Origin of the sequence: Serratia sp. JSRIV004, assembly GCF_019968705.1 — a bacterium.
GTDB lineage: Bacteria > Pseudomonadota > Gammaproteobacteria > Enterobacterales > Enterobacteriaceae > Chania > Chania fonticola_B.
Window position 1 is genome coordinate 4,007,988 of sequence record NZ_CP074140.1, and the last position, 16,091, is coordinate 4,024,078.

A 16,091-nucleotide genomic window follows, 5' to 3' on the forward strand; every position below is an offset into this window, starting at 1 on the left:
CCAGGAGCTAATAACGCCCATGAATGCTGAATCATCCCGTCACGCGCCTAACGTTGATCACCAGGAAATCGCCAAATTTGAAGCTGTCGCCTCGCGCTGGTGGGATCTGGAAGGTGAGTTCAAGCCGCTGCATCGGATCAATCCGCTGCGTCTGAATTATATCATGCAGCGCGCAGGAGGCATTTTTGACAAACAAGTGCTCGACGTTGGCTGCGGCGGCGGCATTCTGGCAGAGAGCATGGCACGTGAAGGTGCGTTAGTGACCGGGCTGGATATGGGGGCAGAACCACTCCAGGTGGCGCGACTGCATGCGCTGGAAAGCGGTATGCAGGTGACCTACGTGCAAGAAACGGTAGAAAGCCATGCGCAAGCTCATCCACAACAGTATGACATCGTCACCTGTATGGAGATGCTCGAGCACGTCCCTGACCCGGCCTCCGTCGTGCGCGCCTGTGCACACCTGGTCAAACCAGGCGGCCATGTGTTTTTCTCCACCATCAACCGCAATACCAAAGCCTGGCTGATGGCGGTCATCGGCGCTGAATACGTGCTCAAGATGGTGCCACAGGGCACCCATGATCATAAGAAGTTCATCCGCCCTTCTGAACTGATCGGTTGGGTCGACGGCACCGAGCTGCGTGAAAAACATATCATCGGCCTGCATTACAACCCGATCACCGACCATTTCAAGCTGGGCCGCAACGTTGATGTGAACTACATGGTGCATACCCAGCACCAGGGTTGAAACTGCCGAAACGTACCGGGGGCGATGTTTCCGCCGCCGGTGCAACTAAGCGTATAAGATAAATACCTATTTATCCGTTCTCGATCAAAAAAGCCGATCTAAACCATTTTTAAGAATATAAAAGCAGATCAATATGCGGTTTTTTTCTAACGTTTAATAAAGCGGCAAACGATCGGGGTTTTCACAAAATCAGCAAAATCTCATCGTGCTTATTGACAACCTTGCCACCCCAGATAGGGCGCGCACTAGGAACAATTGGTAACATTTCACCCCCAAGTTATCCACAAGATCGGCAGGTTTTGTTCACTTGCAAACCCACCGTTTTATCACTATCTTGTTACCTCACCGACATACACCCCCTATATATAGTGTTTACATACTGAGCAGAGCGACTACACTTTCTGCTTAGGGGAATCTCACGGACAGGTAAAAATGAACCAAAGCCTACTTGTAACTAAACGCGATGGCAGTAAAGAGCGCATCAACCTCGACAAAATCCACCGAGTCATCGACTGGGCCGCGGAAGGTTTAAACAACGTCTCGGTCTCTCAAGTAGAGTTACGTTCACATATTCAGTTTTATGACGGCATCAAAACCGCCGATATTCATGAAACCATCATCAAGGCCGCAGCCGATCTGATCTCCCGTGACGCACCGGACTATCAGTATCTGGCCGCTCGCCTCGCCATCTTCCATCTGCGTAAAAAAGCTTACGGCCAGTTTGAACCACCGAAGCTGCTCGACCACGTCGCACGCATGGTGGAGATGGGCAAATACGATAAACATCTGCTGGAAGACTACACCACTGAAGAGTTCGAGCAGATGGACTCCTTTATCGATCACTGGCGTGATATGAACTTCTCCTACGCTGCCGTGAAGCAGTTGGAAGGGAAATATCTGGTGCAGAACCGCGTTAGCGGCGAGATTTACGAGAGCGCCCAGTTCCTGTATATCCTGGTTGCCGCGTGCCTGTTCTCCAACTACCCGCGCGCCACTCGTCTGGACTACGTAAAACGTTTCTATGACGCGATCTCCACCTTCAAGATTTCACTGCCTACGCCGATCATGTCTGGCGTGCGCACCCCAACCCGCCAATTCAGCTCTTGCGTGCTGATCGAGTGTGGTGACAGCCTGGATTCCATTAACGCCACCTCCAGCGCCATTGTGAAATACGTTTCACAGCGTGCCGGTATCGGTATCAATGCTGGCCGTATCCGTGCCTTGGGTAGCCCAATTCGTGGCGGTGAAGCCTTCCACACCGGCTGTATCCCGTTCTACAAGCACTTCCAGACCGCAGTAAAATCCTGCTCTCAGGGCGGTGTGCGTGGTGGTGCAGCAACGCTGTTCTACCCAATGTGGCATCTGGAAGTGGAAAGCCTGCTGGTGCTGAAAAACAACCGTGGGGTTGAAGGCAACCGCGTCCGTCACATGGACTACGGCGTACAGCTCAACCGCCTGATGTATCAGCGCCTGATCAAGAATGAAGACATCACCCTGTTCAGCCCGTCTGACGTCCCAGGGCTGTACGACGCGTTCTTCGCCGATCAGGACGAGTTCGAACGTCTGTACACCCTGTATGAGAAAGACAGTAGCATTCGCCAGCAGCGCGTGAGAGCGGTAGAGCTGTTCTCACTGATGATGCAGGAACGTGCTTCTACTGGCCGTATCTACATCCAGAACGTCGACCACTGCAACACCCACAGCCCGTTCGATCCGCAGATCGCCCCGGTACGCCAGTCAAACCTGTGTCTGGAAATCGCTTTGCCGACCAAACCGCTGGATGACGTTAACGACGAAAACGGTGAAATCGCACTGTGTACGCTGTCAGCCTTCAACCTGGGTGCGATTGAGAGCCTGGACGATCTGGAAGAGCTGGCTACGCTAGCCGTGCGTGCGCTCGACGCCCTGCTGGATTATCAGGATTACCCTATCAAAGCCGCTCACCGTGGCGCGATGGGCCGCCGTACTCTGGGTATCGGTGTGATCAACTTCGCCTATTACCTGGCGAAGAACGGCGTACGTTATTCCGACGGCAGCGCCAACAACCTGACCCACAGAACCTTCGAAGCGATCCAGTACTACCTGCTGAAAGCCTCGAACCGTCTGGCTCAGGAGCAAGGGGCTTGCCCGTGGTTCAATGAAACCACCTATGCGCAAGGCATCTTGCCAATCGATACTTACAAGAAAGATTTAGACGCGATCTGTAGCGAACCGCTGCATTACGACTGGGAAACCCTGCGTAAAGAGATCAAAGAGACCGGTCTGCGCAACTCAACGCTGTCTGCCTTGATGCCGTCGGAAACCTCGTCGCAGATCTCCAATGCCACCAACGGCATTGAGCCACCACGCGGCCACATCAGTATCAAAGCGTCCAAAGACGGTATTCTGCGCCAGGTCGTTCCTGAGTATGAGCGTCTGAAAAATGACTACGAACTGCTGTGGGAATTACCGAATAACGACGGTTACCTGCAACTGGTTGGCCTGATGCAGAAATTTATCGATCAGTCGATCTCGGCGAACACCAACTATGACCCAACCCGTTTCCCGGGTGGCAAGGTGCCGATGAAGCAGCTGTTGAAAGATCTGCTCACCACCTACAAGTTTGGTGTCAAAACGCTGTATTATCAGAACACCCGCGACGGTGCAGATGATATCCAGGAAGACATGCAGCCTGCTCAGGGCGGCGATGACGACTGTGAAGGCGGCGCCTGCAAGATCTAACGTTTGACACAGCGGGCCGGAACTCTTCCGGCCCCTTTAATTTTCAGCTCGGCACTAATGGATCCAAGCTCATGGCTTACACTACTTTTTCTCAAAACAAAAACAACCAGTTGCTTGAGCCGATGTTCTTCGGCCAGTCGGTCAACGTGGCGCGTTTCGACCAGCAAAAACATGAAATCTTCGAAAAGCTGATCGAAAAGCAGCTCTCCTTCTTCTGGCGTCCGGAAGAGGTTGACGTCGCGCGCGATCGTATCGACTATCAAGCGCTGCCGGAACACGAGAAGCACATCTTCATCAGCAACCTGAAGTATCAGACGCTGCTGGACTCCATTCAGGGCCGTAGCCCTAACGTGGCATTTCTGCCGCTGATCTCCATTCCGGAGCTGGAAACCTGGGTCGAAACCTGGTCATTCTCAGAGACCATTCACTCGCGTTCCTACACCCATATCATTCGTAACATCGTTAACGATCCGTCGGTGGTGTTTGACGATATCGTCACCAACGAGGAGATCCTCAAGCGGGCAAAAGATATCTCCGGCTACTACGACGATCTGATCGAAATGACCAGTTACTATCATCTACTGGGTGAAGGCACGCATCAGGTCAATGGTAAAACGGTGACCGTTAACCTGCGCGCCATCAAAAAGCAGCTGTATCTGTGCCTGATGAGCGTCAACGCACTAGAGGCCATTCGTTTCTACGTTAGCTTCGCCTGTTCGTTTGCTTTCGCCGAGCGTGAGCTGATGGAAGGCAACGCCAAAATCATCAAGCTGATCGCCCGCGACGAAGCCCTGCACCTGACCGGTACGCAACATATCCTGAACCTGATGCGCTCAGGCGCCGATGACCCAGAGATGGCCGAAATCGCCGTGGAATGCCAGCAAGAGTGTTATGACCTGTTCGTCCTGGCGGCACAGCAAGAGAAAGAGTGGGCCGAATATCTGTTCCGTGACGGCTCCATGATTGGCCTGAACAAAGACATCCTGTGCCAGTATGTGGAATACATTACCAATATCCGCATGCAGGCCGTCGGCCTGGGTTCACCGTTCCCTACCCGCTCCAACCCAATCCCGTGGATCAACGCCTGGCTGGTGTCGGATAACGTGCAGGTGGCTCCGCAGGAAGTTGAAGTCAGCTCTTACCTGGTCGGCCAGATTGACTCTGAAGTCAACGCCGACGACCTGAGTGATTTCGAGCTGTAAGTGGCGGCACCAACCATCACGCTGCGTGCCACCGGTACGCAGCTCTCCTGCCCCGAAGGTGAGAAGTGCCTGCTCGACGTGCTGGAACTGCATGAGGTAGAAGTGGAATACCAATGCCGCTCCGGCTATTGCGGTGCCTGCCGAGTGAAATTACTGAAGGGTGAGGTCGCTTACCACCAGCAGCCGTTGGCATTTATCAATCACGGCGAGATCCTGCCCTGCTGCTGCATGCCCGCCATGGATATCGAATTAGAAATTTAACCACGCAAAATAATCTTCAAACACTGGGATACCCTAAGAATTTCAAGTTGCAGCTAGGCGGCAAAGGTGTGAATCCCCAGGAGCTTACGTTTAGTAAGTGACTGGGGTGAGCACCTGCAGCCAACAACGCTGCAGCTTGAAAGGCGACGGGTATCAATACCAAAACCGTAATGCATACAGTTAGTAACGCGTAGAGCGCATGTTTTTTATACATGGCTTGCCTCCTTGCTGTGAAGGGGCTACCATAACGGTGTCTAGGCGTTATTGGTTGCCCCATTCTGAGTTAACGTCAGTTTGGGGCTTTCAACTTTCCGCCTTGCCACACAATGCCCAAGACGAAAAGTCTCAAGCACCCGCAAAGAGTGTAACAACACAATCCCACAGCGAATACCCCTTATATTATTATGATCCATAAGGGATATATCATCGCCATCAACAAGTTTCTCTGCGGTAATGTCGACCATTCCCAGCCCACCGCTTCTGCCGCAAACCTGGCCGCCATTCAGCCAACGACTCAGCAAATCCAGCACCAGGACACTACCGATGCTTAACGTAAACGCAAGCTATGGTGGGCTCATTGTCTGGCAGACAACCGCCAGACAATACTCCTAGGGTTTACAGGTAGTGCAGGCTTAGAGTGGTGTTAGTGTTAAAGTTGACAACGTCTTTCAGCTCCTCCACGACTTTAACGTTAAGTGCCGCAGAGACCGTTATAACACCAGAGATATTAGTGGCTTCCTGTGGTGCGTTGTCTTTCCCCCAACCATGGAACCCGGATCCATCCTGATACATCAAATGCTCGGCGGTGCCAGAAACCGCGCTCCAGCTACTGCCGCCATTTTTGGAGGAGATAAGCTCGGCATCTTTGCTATCCAGGGTGGCACTTGCCAGCATCACGGTAAAATAGCCGATGTCTTCACCCTCAAGCGCCCCTAGGGATGCAAGCTGCCCGGGTTCAGCACGCAGGGCTTTGTCGGTATCACTGAGGTAGCTAACAACGCCCATCGTGGGGGTGCCAGAAACAGGGGTGTCCGCCTGTGCAGATAGTGCCACTTTGGCTGCCGATTTACATTGAATATTAAAACCAACAGGCTTGTAGCCTAATTGATAGGCATTTTGATTTTTAGTTTGTTCTTGCAGCTCGTTTTTTTTCAAATTACCGAAGTCAACAGAACCATCAACAGAGATGGCACACGCAGAAGGAAATACCGCCCCCTTCACCGTAATTTGAGCTGTTTCCGCCGCCATCGCAGTCAAAGAACTCGCAGAAGTAGCGATGGCAAGGGTCAGAACTGTAATTTTAAACATATTCATTTAAGTACCATTTTTCAGATTAACTAACATTAACCATCCCTAGACTGGATACTTCTTCCATAACAAAAACAGAGGCAATACCGGCACAGCATGCAGTGCCCCTCCGCTGTGAACCCATTGGGGTTTGTCAGCAGCCTCAGGCGATATCGACTATTGCCGCGCTTCAAACCTCACTTGGCCGCTCATCTCCGTCAGATCGCGGATCCGGCCCTCATCCCCTGCGGCGGGAAAATCCAGGCGCAGTTGCACTATCAGCAAATGAGTCTCCTTCTCGACGGCCCCTGCTGCGAGCGTGGTCAGCTGGCTGCCAGGAGACAGCAGTACCGATGAACCCGACGATAGCTGCCTTTCCCCCTGCAGCGCAGAACTCAGCCTCAGCCCTGTGTCACTACCGTCATACTGCGCAGCCAGCAGCGACAGTGTCATTCTGCCCGCAGTGCCAAAGCGAAAGTGTTGCCCCCCCTCATCCGGCGTGCCATCAATCAGCAACGTGATCGGCCCCGTCCCCACACACTCAGCGGCGACAGTCATCTCTTGCTGGGTAAACAACGTTCCTGCATTGGCAACATGGATCTGTTTGCCCAGCTGGATCTCGGGGCGTGATACCACCACCTGACAGTTCTGTGCCATAGCGTCTGGAGTGACAAGCCACAGCACAGTGATGAGGCTCAATCCCCGGATTAATGTGATAACCTTCTGTTTCACACGCCCACCCTGGTTCTACGGTTAACTGCATTGTGCGCTGACATTTTCATAGGCCTCCCCCTTTAGCGCCTTTTCCGGTACGGAATAATGCAGACTGCATTGCTGCTCCTGCCAACGCGCCATCAGCGGGCGTTTATCGTTCAGGTCGGTGAGGAACACCGTGCCTGCATCTACCGCAGTGGTCACATAACTACCGTCTTGCGCAATAATGGCGCTGCCTTTTGGCAACGGCGATCCATCCATCAGCTTCACCGTCAACAACCCGTTGCGCGTCTGCTGCAAAAGAAAATGAGTATTGGTCACCGCCCCGTGCCCCGCCACAACTTGCCGCAAGCCATTGCTGACATCGGTATTTGCTGGCAATTGTTCCGTGTTCAACTCTATCCGGCCTGCAGCGTAAGCTGGCAACCCAGGAACCACCGCCTTACCCCGCCAGTCAGTCCATACTTTTCCCCGTGGGGTGTTGATTTCTACCCCACTGACCGCAGGCTCCACCGCCACGACCCCAAAGGTGTCGTTAATCTTATGTGGTGAGAACACCACTCCTTCCTGATGGGCTACGATGCCGCCAGATAAAGTGCCGGAGTAGTTGCGGGTATGATCGGTCGCAGCGTAACCATATAACCCGCCAGTGGTATAGTGCAGGTTGCCGTTCAGGCTGCCTGACAGGCTGGTATCGCGTTGCTGTTTCATACTGTGCTCTGTCGCCAATGACCAGTTGCTGTTTTCCGTCAGGACACCGCTCGTTTGCATGCCCACGGCCGCTGAATCTGGGGTATGACGATAATGGCTACCGATCACTTGCCCACCCAGTGGAAAACTGAGGTTAACAAACAGGCTATCGCGGTCGGTATTGCGGCACCGATAAGATGCGTGGCAGTTTCGTAAACTCCGGCTCTGGCGCTGCCAGTTCACCGAGGCGTTTACAAAACCAAAATTGCGGTTCCAGGTGGCCATCATGCGCCGAGAATCCCCGCCATTATCCCCTTGACGGGTCTGGCTGGCAGAGAGCGAAATATGGCCCAGTGTCTTTTGGTACCAATTCATCCGCAGACCTGCACTGGTGCGGCTATAAGGGCTATCAGTGAGGGAAACCGAGTCCGTCAGTTCCCGATAGCCGGGAGAATATAGGGTGATGTCACCACCAAATCCGAGATTCAGTGGAGCTTGCCAGTTCACCGAGGCCGTGCTCTTTGCCCCCTGTCGGTCATGGTTGCGATCCTGGCTCAGCGCGGCGGATAGGCCTACAGAGACTTCTTGGCGCGGACTGACGGTGATCCCCACACCGCTGCCCAGATAGCCAGAGGCGATAATTGACCCGCCCTCCAGCAATACCCGCTGGGAAATCGCCCGCCCATCAGACAGGCTGGCCACCCAGGGCCGCTCATAGCTCTGGCTGACGCCGTCCGCACGCAGGCGTCCCAGCGCCAAAGACCAGGTTTCAGGAGCCTTTGGTACCAAACTGCGAAACGATGCCGCAGTGATGGTGTAAGCCTCCTCCTGCCCGCTCGGGGTTATCACCGTGAGTTGCAGGTCACTAGTGGAATTCAGCACAGGGAGTTCCGTTAGCGTAAAGGGACCCGCGGGCACCAGCGTGGAATAAATCAGGATACCGCTTTGACGGACTTCCACCCGTGATTGGTCTGCCCGGGCAATACCGCGCACCTGTGCCCCTTCTCCCTGGCTGCTCAGCGCAGACTGTGGGATCAGTTGCATCCCATTGATGGACGCACCGGACAGGAGATTATTGGAAAAGTTGATTTGCCCGGCCTGCAATAATTGCTTGCTATCAACCAGGGTTTTCTGTGCGTATACATACGCATTGTCGAAGGTAAAGCCACCCGCGCTGCTCTGGCGCAGGTTATGCGCACCGCGCACCATCCAGTCACCCGCGTTAAAACCGCTTTCCAAATTCAGGTAGCTGTTGCTTGAATGGTTACCGTACGAGGAAAAATAGGAACGGTAAGCGGAATAGTTCAGCAAACCAGCCGTGCCACCTTGCTGGAAATGCGCCAGGTCATTTGCCTTCTCTACCGCTTCCGGTGGCACCACAATATGTACTTCTTGAGTGGCGGGAAGTAGGGAGACCGTCGCGGTCGGCCAGACGTCAATAAGTTGCGGACAGGTATCTGCGTCCGCACTCTCCTGCCGCAGTGGCGGCTCCAATCGGATACCGGCAGACGCAAAAAAGGCTTCATCCGCACACATTTCACCACTGTGACCAAATGCCAGTCTCTGCATACCTCGGTAGGCGCCATTGACCTCTAGCTCCACTTCGGTAATACCAGGCGTAAAGCGCGCCCCTTGTGCAAAGTAGGCAGCAGTAGACGGATCGATACCCAACGCCTTCAGCCGACTTTCACTGAAGCTGCTCAATTTGGCCCCTTCTGCTGGTACGGGTGCCCCCCAGCAAACCAGTAAAATGGCTGAGATCAGTAATGAATTGCGGGTTGTCTTCATGGTATGAGTAATTATTTGCCGCTCAGAGGGGCAGTTTGTACACCTACACCAAACCCGTAACGAGTAACGGGGGAGAACTCCACCTGCTGCTGGCTACTGAGACGAGGACTGGCAGGTGCGGTGACCACCAGGGTTTCGCCAGGCAGGATATAGCTCTTGTTCAGAGACAGCATATTACCTGCGGGTTGAAGTTTGACCTGCGGGGTCAAGCGCACCACATGGCGGCCAGTGTTGGTGACTTTCAGGCGGTTTGCGCTAACGGACCAGTCCAGATCGCTCCACATATCGCGTTTAGCGCTCAGCCCCTTTGGCACGATAATCACCGGAAGATCCTGACGCACGCTAACGGACACTTGGCTGTTATCCGTAGTCCGTTCAGTCACGCCTTCAAAATATACGCGCTTGATATGTTCGCTCTGCAATGGAGTATTGCTGTTCAACACAAAGCGTACGCGTTGAGACTGGCCTGGCTCCAAACGAGCCACAGGCTGGGTCACAATCAAGCGAGGAGTGGGATCGTCAGGTAACTCGACGATTCTGGTATACAACAGCACCGGAACTTTTTCCGTATTTTTAACATTAATGCTGCCCCCCTTCTGTGCCTCGTCAATAATGACCGCCGAAGATTCAGGTAATACGCCAGATGCGTGCGACTGAGTAGCGAAAATGGATAACGCGACCAGTAATAAACTGCACAACACCCAATCTGATTTTAAATTTTCACTCCCATAATAAGACCGGGCAATCACTAATAACTTATTGGAGATTATTCGCCTAACGGAAGTAAAATAAGCGAGCAGTTGACAGCGCATGACAAACACACCTTATAGAAAACAGTATTGATAAAATAACAGCGGGTAAACATTGTCTGGCAGGCAACTGCCAGACAAAACCACGAGGGTTTACAGGTACTGTAGGCTTAGGGTTGTGCTGCTGTTAAAGTTAAGGACTTCTTTCATGTCATCGATAAAACGAGCATCAATGGCAGCAGAGATATTGATAACACCAGAAATATTGGTTGCTTCCTGTGGGGTATTGTCTTTCCCCCAACTATAAAATGCAGAGCCATCCTGATACATCACATGCTCATCTGCACCAGAGACCGCTTGCCAATCATTGCCGTTATCTTGGGAAAAAATCAGCTCGGAGTTTTTGTCATCCAAATTTGCACTTACCAGCGCCGTGGTAAAATAACCAATGTCATGCCCCTCAATCACGCCCAGATTGCCCAAGTGTTCGGTTTTGGTATGGGACGTTTTTTCAGTCTCATTAACGTAGCTCACAACACCCATAGTGCTCGAGCCCGAGGGTGGAATATCCGCCTGTGTAGATAACGCCACTTTTGCTGCTGAGTTGCATTGAATATCAAAATTAACGGGCTTATAGCCTAGCTGGTAAGCATTAAGCACTTTGCTTTTCTCTTTCAGTTCATTTTCGGTCAAATTGCCGAAGTCTGCCGAGCCAGCAACAGAGATCGAACATGCGGTAGGAACGATGGACCCTTTCACCATAATTTGGGCCGTTTCCGCTGCCATCACAGGAAGGGAAACGGCAGAAGTAGCCAGAATAAGGGGCAACGTTGTCATTTTAAACAATTTCATTTAAATACCATTCTTAAGATCAACCAACCTTGACCATCCCTATCTCGGATACTTCCTCCATGAAAAACCAACAAACAGAAATCTAATTCCAATTTTTTTGAATTATTTGAAATAAAAAGCTGCAATAAAAATGAGGGGCAGAATGGTAAATCACCAACGCTGGCTTTTGGAAGACATAAATCCAAGTAAATTTCTGTCGTTTGATAGGCAATAACTATAAATAATAAAAAGTTAATAAAAAAACGTAAATAATTAACTTATAATTTTTAATTAATATTGATAATCAATAAGATAACTATATATTTACCAAAAAAAACACGCACAATAATAAAACAAAAAAGCAACAATTCATCGGGGATATATCAGCGCTATCAACCAGTTTCTCTCTGGTAATAGCGACTATTCCCCGCTAGCCGTTGCTCGGCGATAGGGGCGCCAGTGAAGATTTGCAGAAATGGAAGGGATCGCACATGTTCGACCGTAGGGGACCGCCCGCTTTACTGCATGAGGCCCCTTACGTTTTGAACCTGCTGAGGAATGTTTCTACTCGATAATTTCCACAATTTCCAGCCAGCCGTTTTTGCCGCAAACCTGGCCGCCATTCAGCCAACGGCGCAGCATATCCAGCGCCAGCATCGCGACCGACTCCTGACGTAAACGCAGACCATGACGTGATGCACGATAGCTCACCGTCTGGCCAATACCGCCTTTTGGCGTATGCAGGGCAACGCTGACACGATCCCCTGCCATGGCGCTAACCGCCAACGCCAACTGCGCACCGGTGAGCTGCGCCAAAGACTGGGCACGCGCCAGCACCGTTGCCAATGTCTCGGAGCAATGTGCCGGTAACAGTTCGCCACCGGCCAGCGGGGCCCCTTCGCTCTGCAACTGCAGGTTGATTAGCCCGGCGGTAAATTGCTCGCTCAGCGCCAACGTCAAGTTTTGCTGCAGTAAGCGTTGCGTCAGCTCTGCCGGTAGCCCAGCCGTACCTTCAAAAATCGTATTGTCACCCGCAACCTGTCGCACTCGCTGCCAGGCTTGTTCCATCGCGGCGCGCTGAGCCTGTGGACCGGTCAACTTCAATTCAATAATCGGGCTGGAAGAGCGATAGCCCAGTACGACACCCGGCGGCAAAGGCATGCCGTCCAGTTCAGCAGCCAAGTCGCTTTCCGAAGTCCCGAAGGTGGTAAGGCGAAGACACAATGGCGGCTCAGGCAGAGTAAAATCCTGGCGCAGGCGTGGCAGGATCTGCTCTTCTACCATCACTTTAAATTCGGAAGGCACACCCGGCGTAAAGAACATCCGGCACTTATTCAGCGTTAAGGCGAAGCCGCAGGCGGTACCAACGCGGTTATCCAGCATTTCCGCATTAGCCGGGATCTGCGCCTGTTTACGGTTTGAAGCCGCCATTGGGCGGCCGCGTTCCGCAAAGTAGGCTTCCATACGGGCGATCCATTCGGGATGTTCGACCAGCTCGGTATCGCAAGCCTTTGCTGCCGCTAACGCGCTGAGATCGTCGCTGGTTGGCCCCAGACCGCCGTTGACGATCAGCACGTCGGCAATATGGCTACGCTCCTGCAGGATTTCGATCAGCGAAGAAAGGCTATCCCCCACCGTTTCGCGCCCGCTCATCGGCAAGCCTTGCTGGAACAGGTAATCTGCCAGCCAGGCAGCGTTGGTATCAATAATTTGCCCATGCAGCACCTCATCACCAGTGCTGAGCATCTCCACCCTTAACATTGACCTCTCCCTTTATGTTCAGATCCCACCACTATAGAAGCCTGTAACCAACTTTTCACCAAATAGCTGCGGCTAATAGTGCTACAGGCAGGGGGAGCAGTATGAACAGGGAGTTTCGTTAACTTATGATTTGGTCAACAATCCTCGCAGCAATAGCTCCAGCGCGCCAACACTTCCCGCCAGCCGCGTATTGCCGTCATCACCGTCCGCGATCCAGAACGCAGCCTCAGCCAAGCTACCGTAGATCAGCGATGCTAGCGCCTGGGGATCGACCTTAGCGACGATACCTTGTTGGATAAGGTTGTCTATCAGCCGCCGCATCGACTCAACACAATGGCGTTGCGAGTCCGGCGAAGCTCCGCCCAGCACCGCCCTGGCGTCGCGAAGCACGATGCGCTGGAATTCCGGCTCCAGCGCCATATCCAGATAGGCACGACAACGGCTGAGGAAACCTTCCCACGCATCTTCGGCGGTGTCGGAGATGAGTTGTAGGCGCGCATCCATCTCGGCATCGATTTGTTCCACCACTGCCGTCAGCAACCCTTTCTTGTCACCAAAGTGATGATAAAGCGCGCCACGGGTCAAGCCCGCCTGCGCGGTGAGTTCATCCATCGAGGTCTCGGCGTAGCCGTGTTCTCTGAAGACCTTACGGGCAGTTGCCAACAATGTGGCACGGGTTTCTTCCATTTCTGCGCGGGTGCGGCGAGCCATTGATGTTCCCCTTTAGATACGTTACGTATGTTTATTTACATACACTCCGTATGAATATACACTCCTATTCATACGTGCCGTATGTATTATCACCGCGCTATGCCACTAAGGCAAGCGATGCCCCCTGGAGACTGAGATGGCTAACCCTTATAGAGAACTGTTCACCGCTCCCGGCACCAAGAGCTTAGCTCTGGCCGGACTGCTGGCACGGCTCCCGCTGTCGATGACTGGCATCGGCATCATCACCATGTTGTCACAGCTGCGTGGCAGCTTCGCTCTGGCCGGAGCCGTATCCGCCACCTTCGTGCTGGCCTACGCTCTGCTATCGCCACAGATATCTCGCTTGATGGATCGCCACGGACAGAGCCGAGTACTGCCAGCTGCGACGGCCATCAGCGTCATCGGGATACTGCTTCTACTCGCCAGTTCCTGGTGGCTGGCACCCGACTGGACTTTGTTCGCAGGTGCCTTACTGGCCGGTTTTATGCCCAGCATGTCGGCGGTAGCGCGGGCACGCTGGACAGCTATCTACCAGGGCCAACCGCGCTTGCAGACGGCCTATTCGCTTGAGACAGTGCTCGATGAAGTCACCTTCATCACCGGGCCGCCGCTGTCAGTTGGCCTGTCCGTAGCGCTATTTCCACAAGCTGGCCCATTAGCGGCGGCGATACTTCTCCCCATAGGAGTGCTGGCCCTGATCGCACAGCGCAGCACCGAACCGTTGGTCAAAACACATGACGCTACTTCGGGCCTGCCAGGATCTGTCATCAAATTGACGAGCGTGCGATTGCTGGCACTGCTGATGATGGCGATGGGTATCATCGTCGGCACTGTTGATATCGTCAGCGTGGCCTTCGCCGAGCAACTGGGGCAACCCGCGGCGGCCAGTCTGGTTCTATCTGCCTATGCCGTAGGATCATGCCTGTCAGGTCTGCTGTTTGGCGCACTCAAGTTACCTATCCCATTATCCCGCCTGCTGTTGCTGGGTGGGCTGGCGACAGCTGTGACAACGCTGCCCCTGCTGCTGGCAGGCAACATTGCCACATTAGCCACTGTGGTGTTCGTAGCAGGTCTGTTTTTCGCGCCAACGATGATCGTGGCAATGTCGCTTATCGAACGCCAGGTACCGAAGCGCCAATTGACGGAAGGCATGACCTGGCTGCTGGCCGCTCTAAATGTCGGGGTTGCGCTGGGAGCAGCCGTATCCGGCCAGGTTGTTAATGAAAGCGGTGCGCGTGCTGGATTTGTTATAGCCCTGTGCGCGGGCGCTTTGGTGCTGTTGGTCGCTCTTTGGGGGAGTCAGCGCCTGCGTGACTCATCCGTACCAAATGCCGCGTGATATGGGCACTACCTGTTTTCCCTACTCACAAGGAGCTTAACTATGGATAAATCTTCAAGTACTGCGCCTCAAACGTCTACCCGACACCAATGGTTGGCCGTCACCGCCATAGGTCTTGCCACCTTTTCGGTGGTCACGACGGAAATGCTACCGGTCGGCCTGCTGACACCGATTGCCGACACTCTGGAGACATCCACTGGCACTGCAGGCCAGATGATCTCGCTGCCAGCAGTGCTGGCGGCCTTGTTCGCGCCGCTGGTGGTGATTGCATCTGGTGGTATGGATCGGCGCAGGATCCTGTGCGGATTACTGGGCCTACTGGCTATAGCCAACATTGTATCGGCATTGGCACCGAACATGGCTTGGATGCTGGCTGCTCGTGTTCTCGTCGGCTTTTGTATGGGGGGAGTCTGGGCTATCGCAGGTGGCTTGGCTTCCCGGCTTGTTCCTGATAACTCCATCGGATTGGCAACCTCCATTATCTTTGGTGGTGTAGCGGCCGCTTCTGTATTTGGGGTTCCACTCGGAGCGCTGGTCGGTGACTTTGTGGGGTGGCGCTGGGCTTTTGGCAGTATGGCGTTGCTTAGCGTGTCGGTGTTGGTTTTGCATCTTGCCGTCGTTCCTGCACTCCCCGTTGCCAGTTCGGCTACCCTACGCCAGTTCGGCAAACAACTCGGTAATCGGAAGCTGCAAGTCGGGTTATTTCTGACGTTACTGCTGGTAGCCAGCCACTTCATGGTCTTTACCTTCGTGCGCCCGTTACTGCTGTCAGTACCGAGATTCGATACGCAATGGATTAGCGCACTGCTTTTCGCCTACGGCTTTGCAGGCATTGTTGGCAACTTCTTGGCAGGTATCATCGCGGCGCGGTGCACGTCCCTGATCTTGATAGCGGTCTCGATGGGCCTACTGCTCACTCCGGTGCTATTCCTGACCATTGGTGACTCCTACATCAGCGGTGGAGTGGTACTGCTAGTTTGGGGGCTGGCCTATGGCGGTGTATCAGTCGGTCTAATGACATGGACAATGAAAGTCGCACCGCGAGCCGTAGAGATTGCTACCGCACTGTATGTGGGCGTATTCAATATCGGCATTGCATTGGGGGCATGGGCAGGTGGCCAAGTTGTGGATGAACTTGGCATGACCGCCAACCTCTGGCTGGCCGGAGGCATCGCCGCCATCGCCTTACTGCTGTCTTTCGGTATCAGTCTGGCGGAACACAGAAGCGAAGCGACAAAGCAGCGGGCTGGCTCGCTAATGAACTGACTGGACAGAGAGCCCCCTTCTGATAC

Annotated in this window: 14 protein-coding genes; 7 read left to right on the forward strand and 7 right to left on the reverse strand. The window is 53.5% G+C overall.

What is annotated here, in order from left to right; translation table 11 throughout:
* Positions 1-19 precede the first annotated feature (19 nt).
* From ubiG to KGP21_RS19265, 5 genes are all read left to right on the forward strand, one after another.
* Complete coding sequence (gene ubiG / locus KGP21_RS19245; RefSeq protein ID WP_021178493.1) at positions 20-745, forward strand: bifunctional 2-polyprenyl-6-hydroxyphenol methylase/3-demethylubiquinol 3-O-methyltransferase UbiG; 726 nt, start codon at positions 20-22, stop codon at positions 743-745.
* Positions 746-1,177: 432 nt separating this feature from the next.
* Complete coding sequence (gene nrdA / locus KGP21_RS19250) at positions 1,178-3,466, forward strand: class 1a ribonucleoside-diphosphate reductase subunit alpha (protein WP_021178494.1); 2,289 nt, start codon at positions 1,178-1,180, stop codon at positions 3,464-3,466.
* 71 nt (positions 3,467-3,537) lie between these two features.
* Complete coding sequence (gene nrdB, locus KGP21_RS19255) at positions 3,538-4,668, forward strand: class Ia ribonucleoside-diphosphate reductase subunit beta (RefSeq protein WP_021805959.1); 1,131 nt, start codon at positions 3,538-3,540, stop codon at positions 4,666-4,668.
* Positions 4,669-4,929: a class I ribonucleotide reductase maintenance protein YfaE gene (gene yfaE, locus KGP21_RS19260; RefSeq protein WP_021805960.1), complete on the forward strand. Its 261-nt coding sequence runs from the start codon at positions 4,669-4,671 to the stop codon at positions 4,927-4,929. It begins immediately after the preceding gene.
* Between the two features lie 404 nt (positions 4,930-5,333).
* Entirely contained in the window at positions 5,334-5,480 is a 147-nt protein-coding gene (locus KGP21_RS19265; protein WP_021805962.1) for a hypothetical protein, read from the forward strand.
* Positions 5,481-5,544: 64 nt separating this feature from the next.
* On the opposite strand, the gene KGP21_RS19270 is transcribed toward KGP21_RS19265, so the two are convergent.
* The 7 genes from KGP21_RS19270 to KGP21_RS19300 form a co-directional block, all read right to left on the reverse strand.
* On the reverse strand, positions 5,545-6,243 hold the full coding sequence (locus KGP21_RS19270) for a DUF1120 domain-containing protein (RefSeq protein WP_179247770.1): 699 nt from the start codon (positions 6,241-6,243) through the stop codon (positions 5,545-5,547).
* Between the two features lie 150 nt (positions 6,244-6,393).
* Positions 6,394-6,948, reverse strand: coding sequence for a hypothetical protein (locus KGP21_RS19275; RefSeq protein ID WP_223498110.1), 555 nt, complete (start codon positions 6,946-6,948; stop codon positions 6,394-6,396).
* Positions 6,949-6,969: 21 nt separating this feature from the next.
* Positions 6,970-9,324, reverse strand: coding sequence for a fimbrial biogenesis usher protein (locus KGP21_RS19280; RefSeq protein ID WP_245398479.1), 2,355 nt, complete (start codon positions 9,322-9,324; stop codon positions 6,970-6,972).
* Positions 9,325-9,419: 95 nt separating this feature from the next.
* Positions 9,420-10,106 (reverse strand): fimbria/pilus chaperone family protein, encoded by a 687-nt coding sequence (locus KGP21_RS19285; RefSeq protein WP_245208508.1) that lies wholly within the window; start codon positions 10,104-10,106, stop codon positions 9,420-9,422.
* 204 nt (positions 10,107-10,310) lie between these two features.
* Positions 10,311-11,009: a DUF1120 domain-containing protein gene (locus KGP21_RS19290; RefSeq protein WP_223536047.1), complete on the reverse strand. Its 699-nt coding sequence runs from the start codon at positions 11,007-11,009 to the stop codon at positions 10,311-10,313.
* A gap of 543 nt (positions 11,010-11,552) precedes the next feature.
* Positions 11,553-12,749, reverse strand: a complete 1,197-nt coding sequence (locus KGP21_RS19295; RefSeq protein ID WP_223536048.1) for a nicotinamide mononucleotide deamidase-related protein YfaY — start codon at positions 12,747-12,749, stop codon at positions 11,553-11,555.
* A gap of 123 nt (positions 12,750-12,872) precedes the next feature.
* Positions 12,873-13,460 carry a TetR/AcrR family transcriptional regulator gene (locus tag KGP21_RS19300; protein ID WP_094981973.1) on the reverse strand — a complete coding sequence of 196 codons (588 nt, stop codon included), beginning with the start codon at positions 13,458-13,460 and terminating at the stop codon, positions 12,873-12,875.
* Between the two features lie 136 nt (positions 13,461-13,596).
* Between KGP21_RS19300 and KGP21_RS19305 the strand changes: the two genes are divergently transcribed.
* On the forward strand, positions 13,597-14,799 hold the full coding sequence (locus KGP21_RS19305) for an MFS transporter (protein WP_094981974.1): 1,203 nt from the start codon (positions 13,597-13,599) through the stop codon (positions 14,797-14,799).
* A 42-nt stretch (positions 14,800-14,841) separates the two neighbouring features.
* Positions 14,842-16,065, forward strand: a complete 1,224-nt coding sequence (locus KGP21_RS19310) for an MFS transporter (RefSeq protein WP_223536050.1) — start codon at positions 14,842-14,844, stop codon at positions 16,063-16,065.
* The last annotated feature ends 26 nt before the right edge of the window (positions 16,066-16,091 follow it).

What these genes read in the sequence shown, in the direction of transcription:
- KGP21_RS19295 (WP_223536048.1), bottom strand. Translation starts at nt 12,749, where the DNA reads ATGTTAAGGGTGGAGATGCTCAGCACTGGTGATGAGGTGCTGCATGGG.
- KGP21_RS19305 (WP_094981974.1), top strand. Translation starts at nt 13,597, where the DNA reads ATGGCTAACCCTTATAGAGAACTGTTCACCGCTCCCGGCACCAAGAGC.
- KGP21_RS19300 (WP_094981973.1), bottom strand. Translation starts at nt 13,460, where the DNA reads ATGGCTCGCCGCACCCGCGCAGAAATGGAAGAAACCCGTGCCACATTG.
- ubiG (WP_021178493.1), top strand. Translation starts at nt 20, where the DNA reads ATGAATGCTGAATCATCCCGTCACGCGCCTAACGTTGATCACCAGGAA.
- nrdA (WP_021178494.1), top strand. Translation starts at nt 1,178, where the DNA reads ATGAACCAAAGCCTACTTGTAACTAAACGCGATGGCAGTAAAGAGCGC.
- KGP21_RS19265 (WP_021805962.1), top strand. Translation starts at nt 5,334, where the DNA reads ATGATCCATAAGGGATATATCATCGCCATCAACAAGTTTCTCTGCGGT.
- KGP21_RS19290 (WP_223536047.1), bottom strand. Translation starts at nt 11,009, where the DNA reads ATGAAATTGTTTAAAATGACAACGTTGCCCCTTATTCTGGCTACTTCT.
- KGP21_RS19310 (WP_223536050.1), top strand. Translation starts at nt 14,842, where the DNA reads ATGGATAAATCTTCAAGTACTGCGCCTCAAACGTCTACCCGACACCAA.
- nrdB (WP_021805959.1), top strand. Translation starts at nt 3,538, where the DNA reads ATGGCTTACACTACTTTTTCTCAAAACAAAAACAACCAGTTGCTTGAG.
- KGP21_RS19270 (WP_179247770.1), bottom strand. Translation starts at nt 6,243, where the DNA reads ATGAATATGTTTAAAATTACAGTTCTGACCCTTGCCATCGCTACTTCT.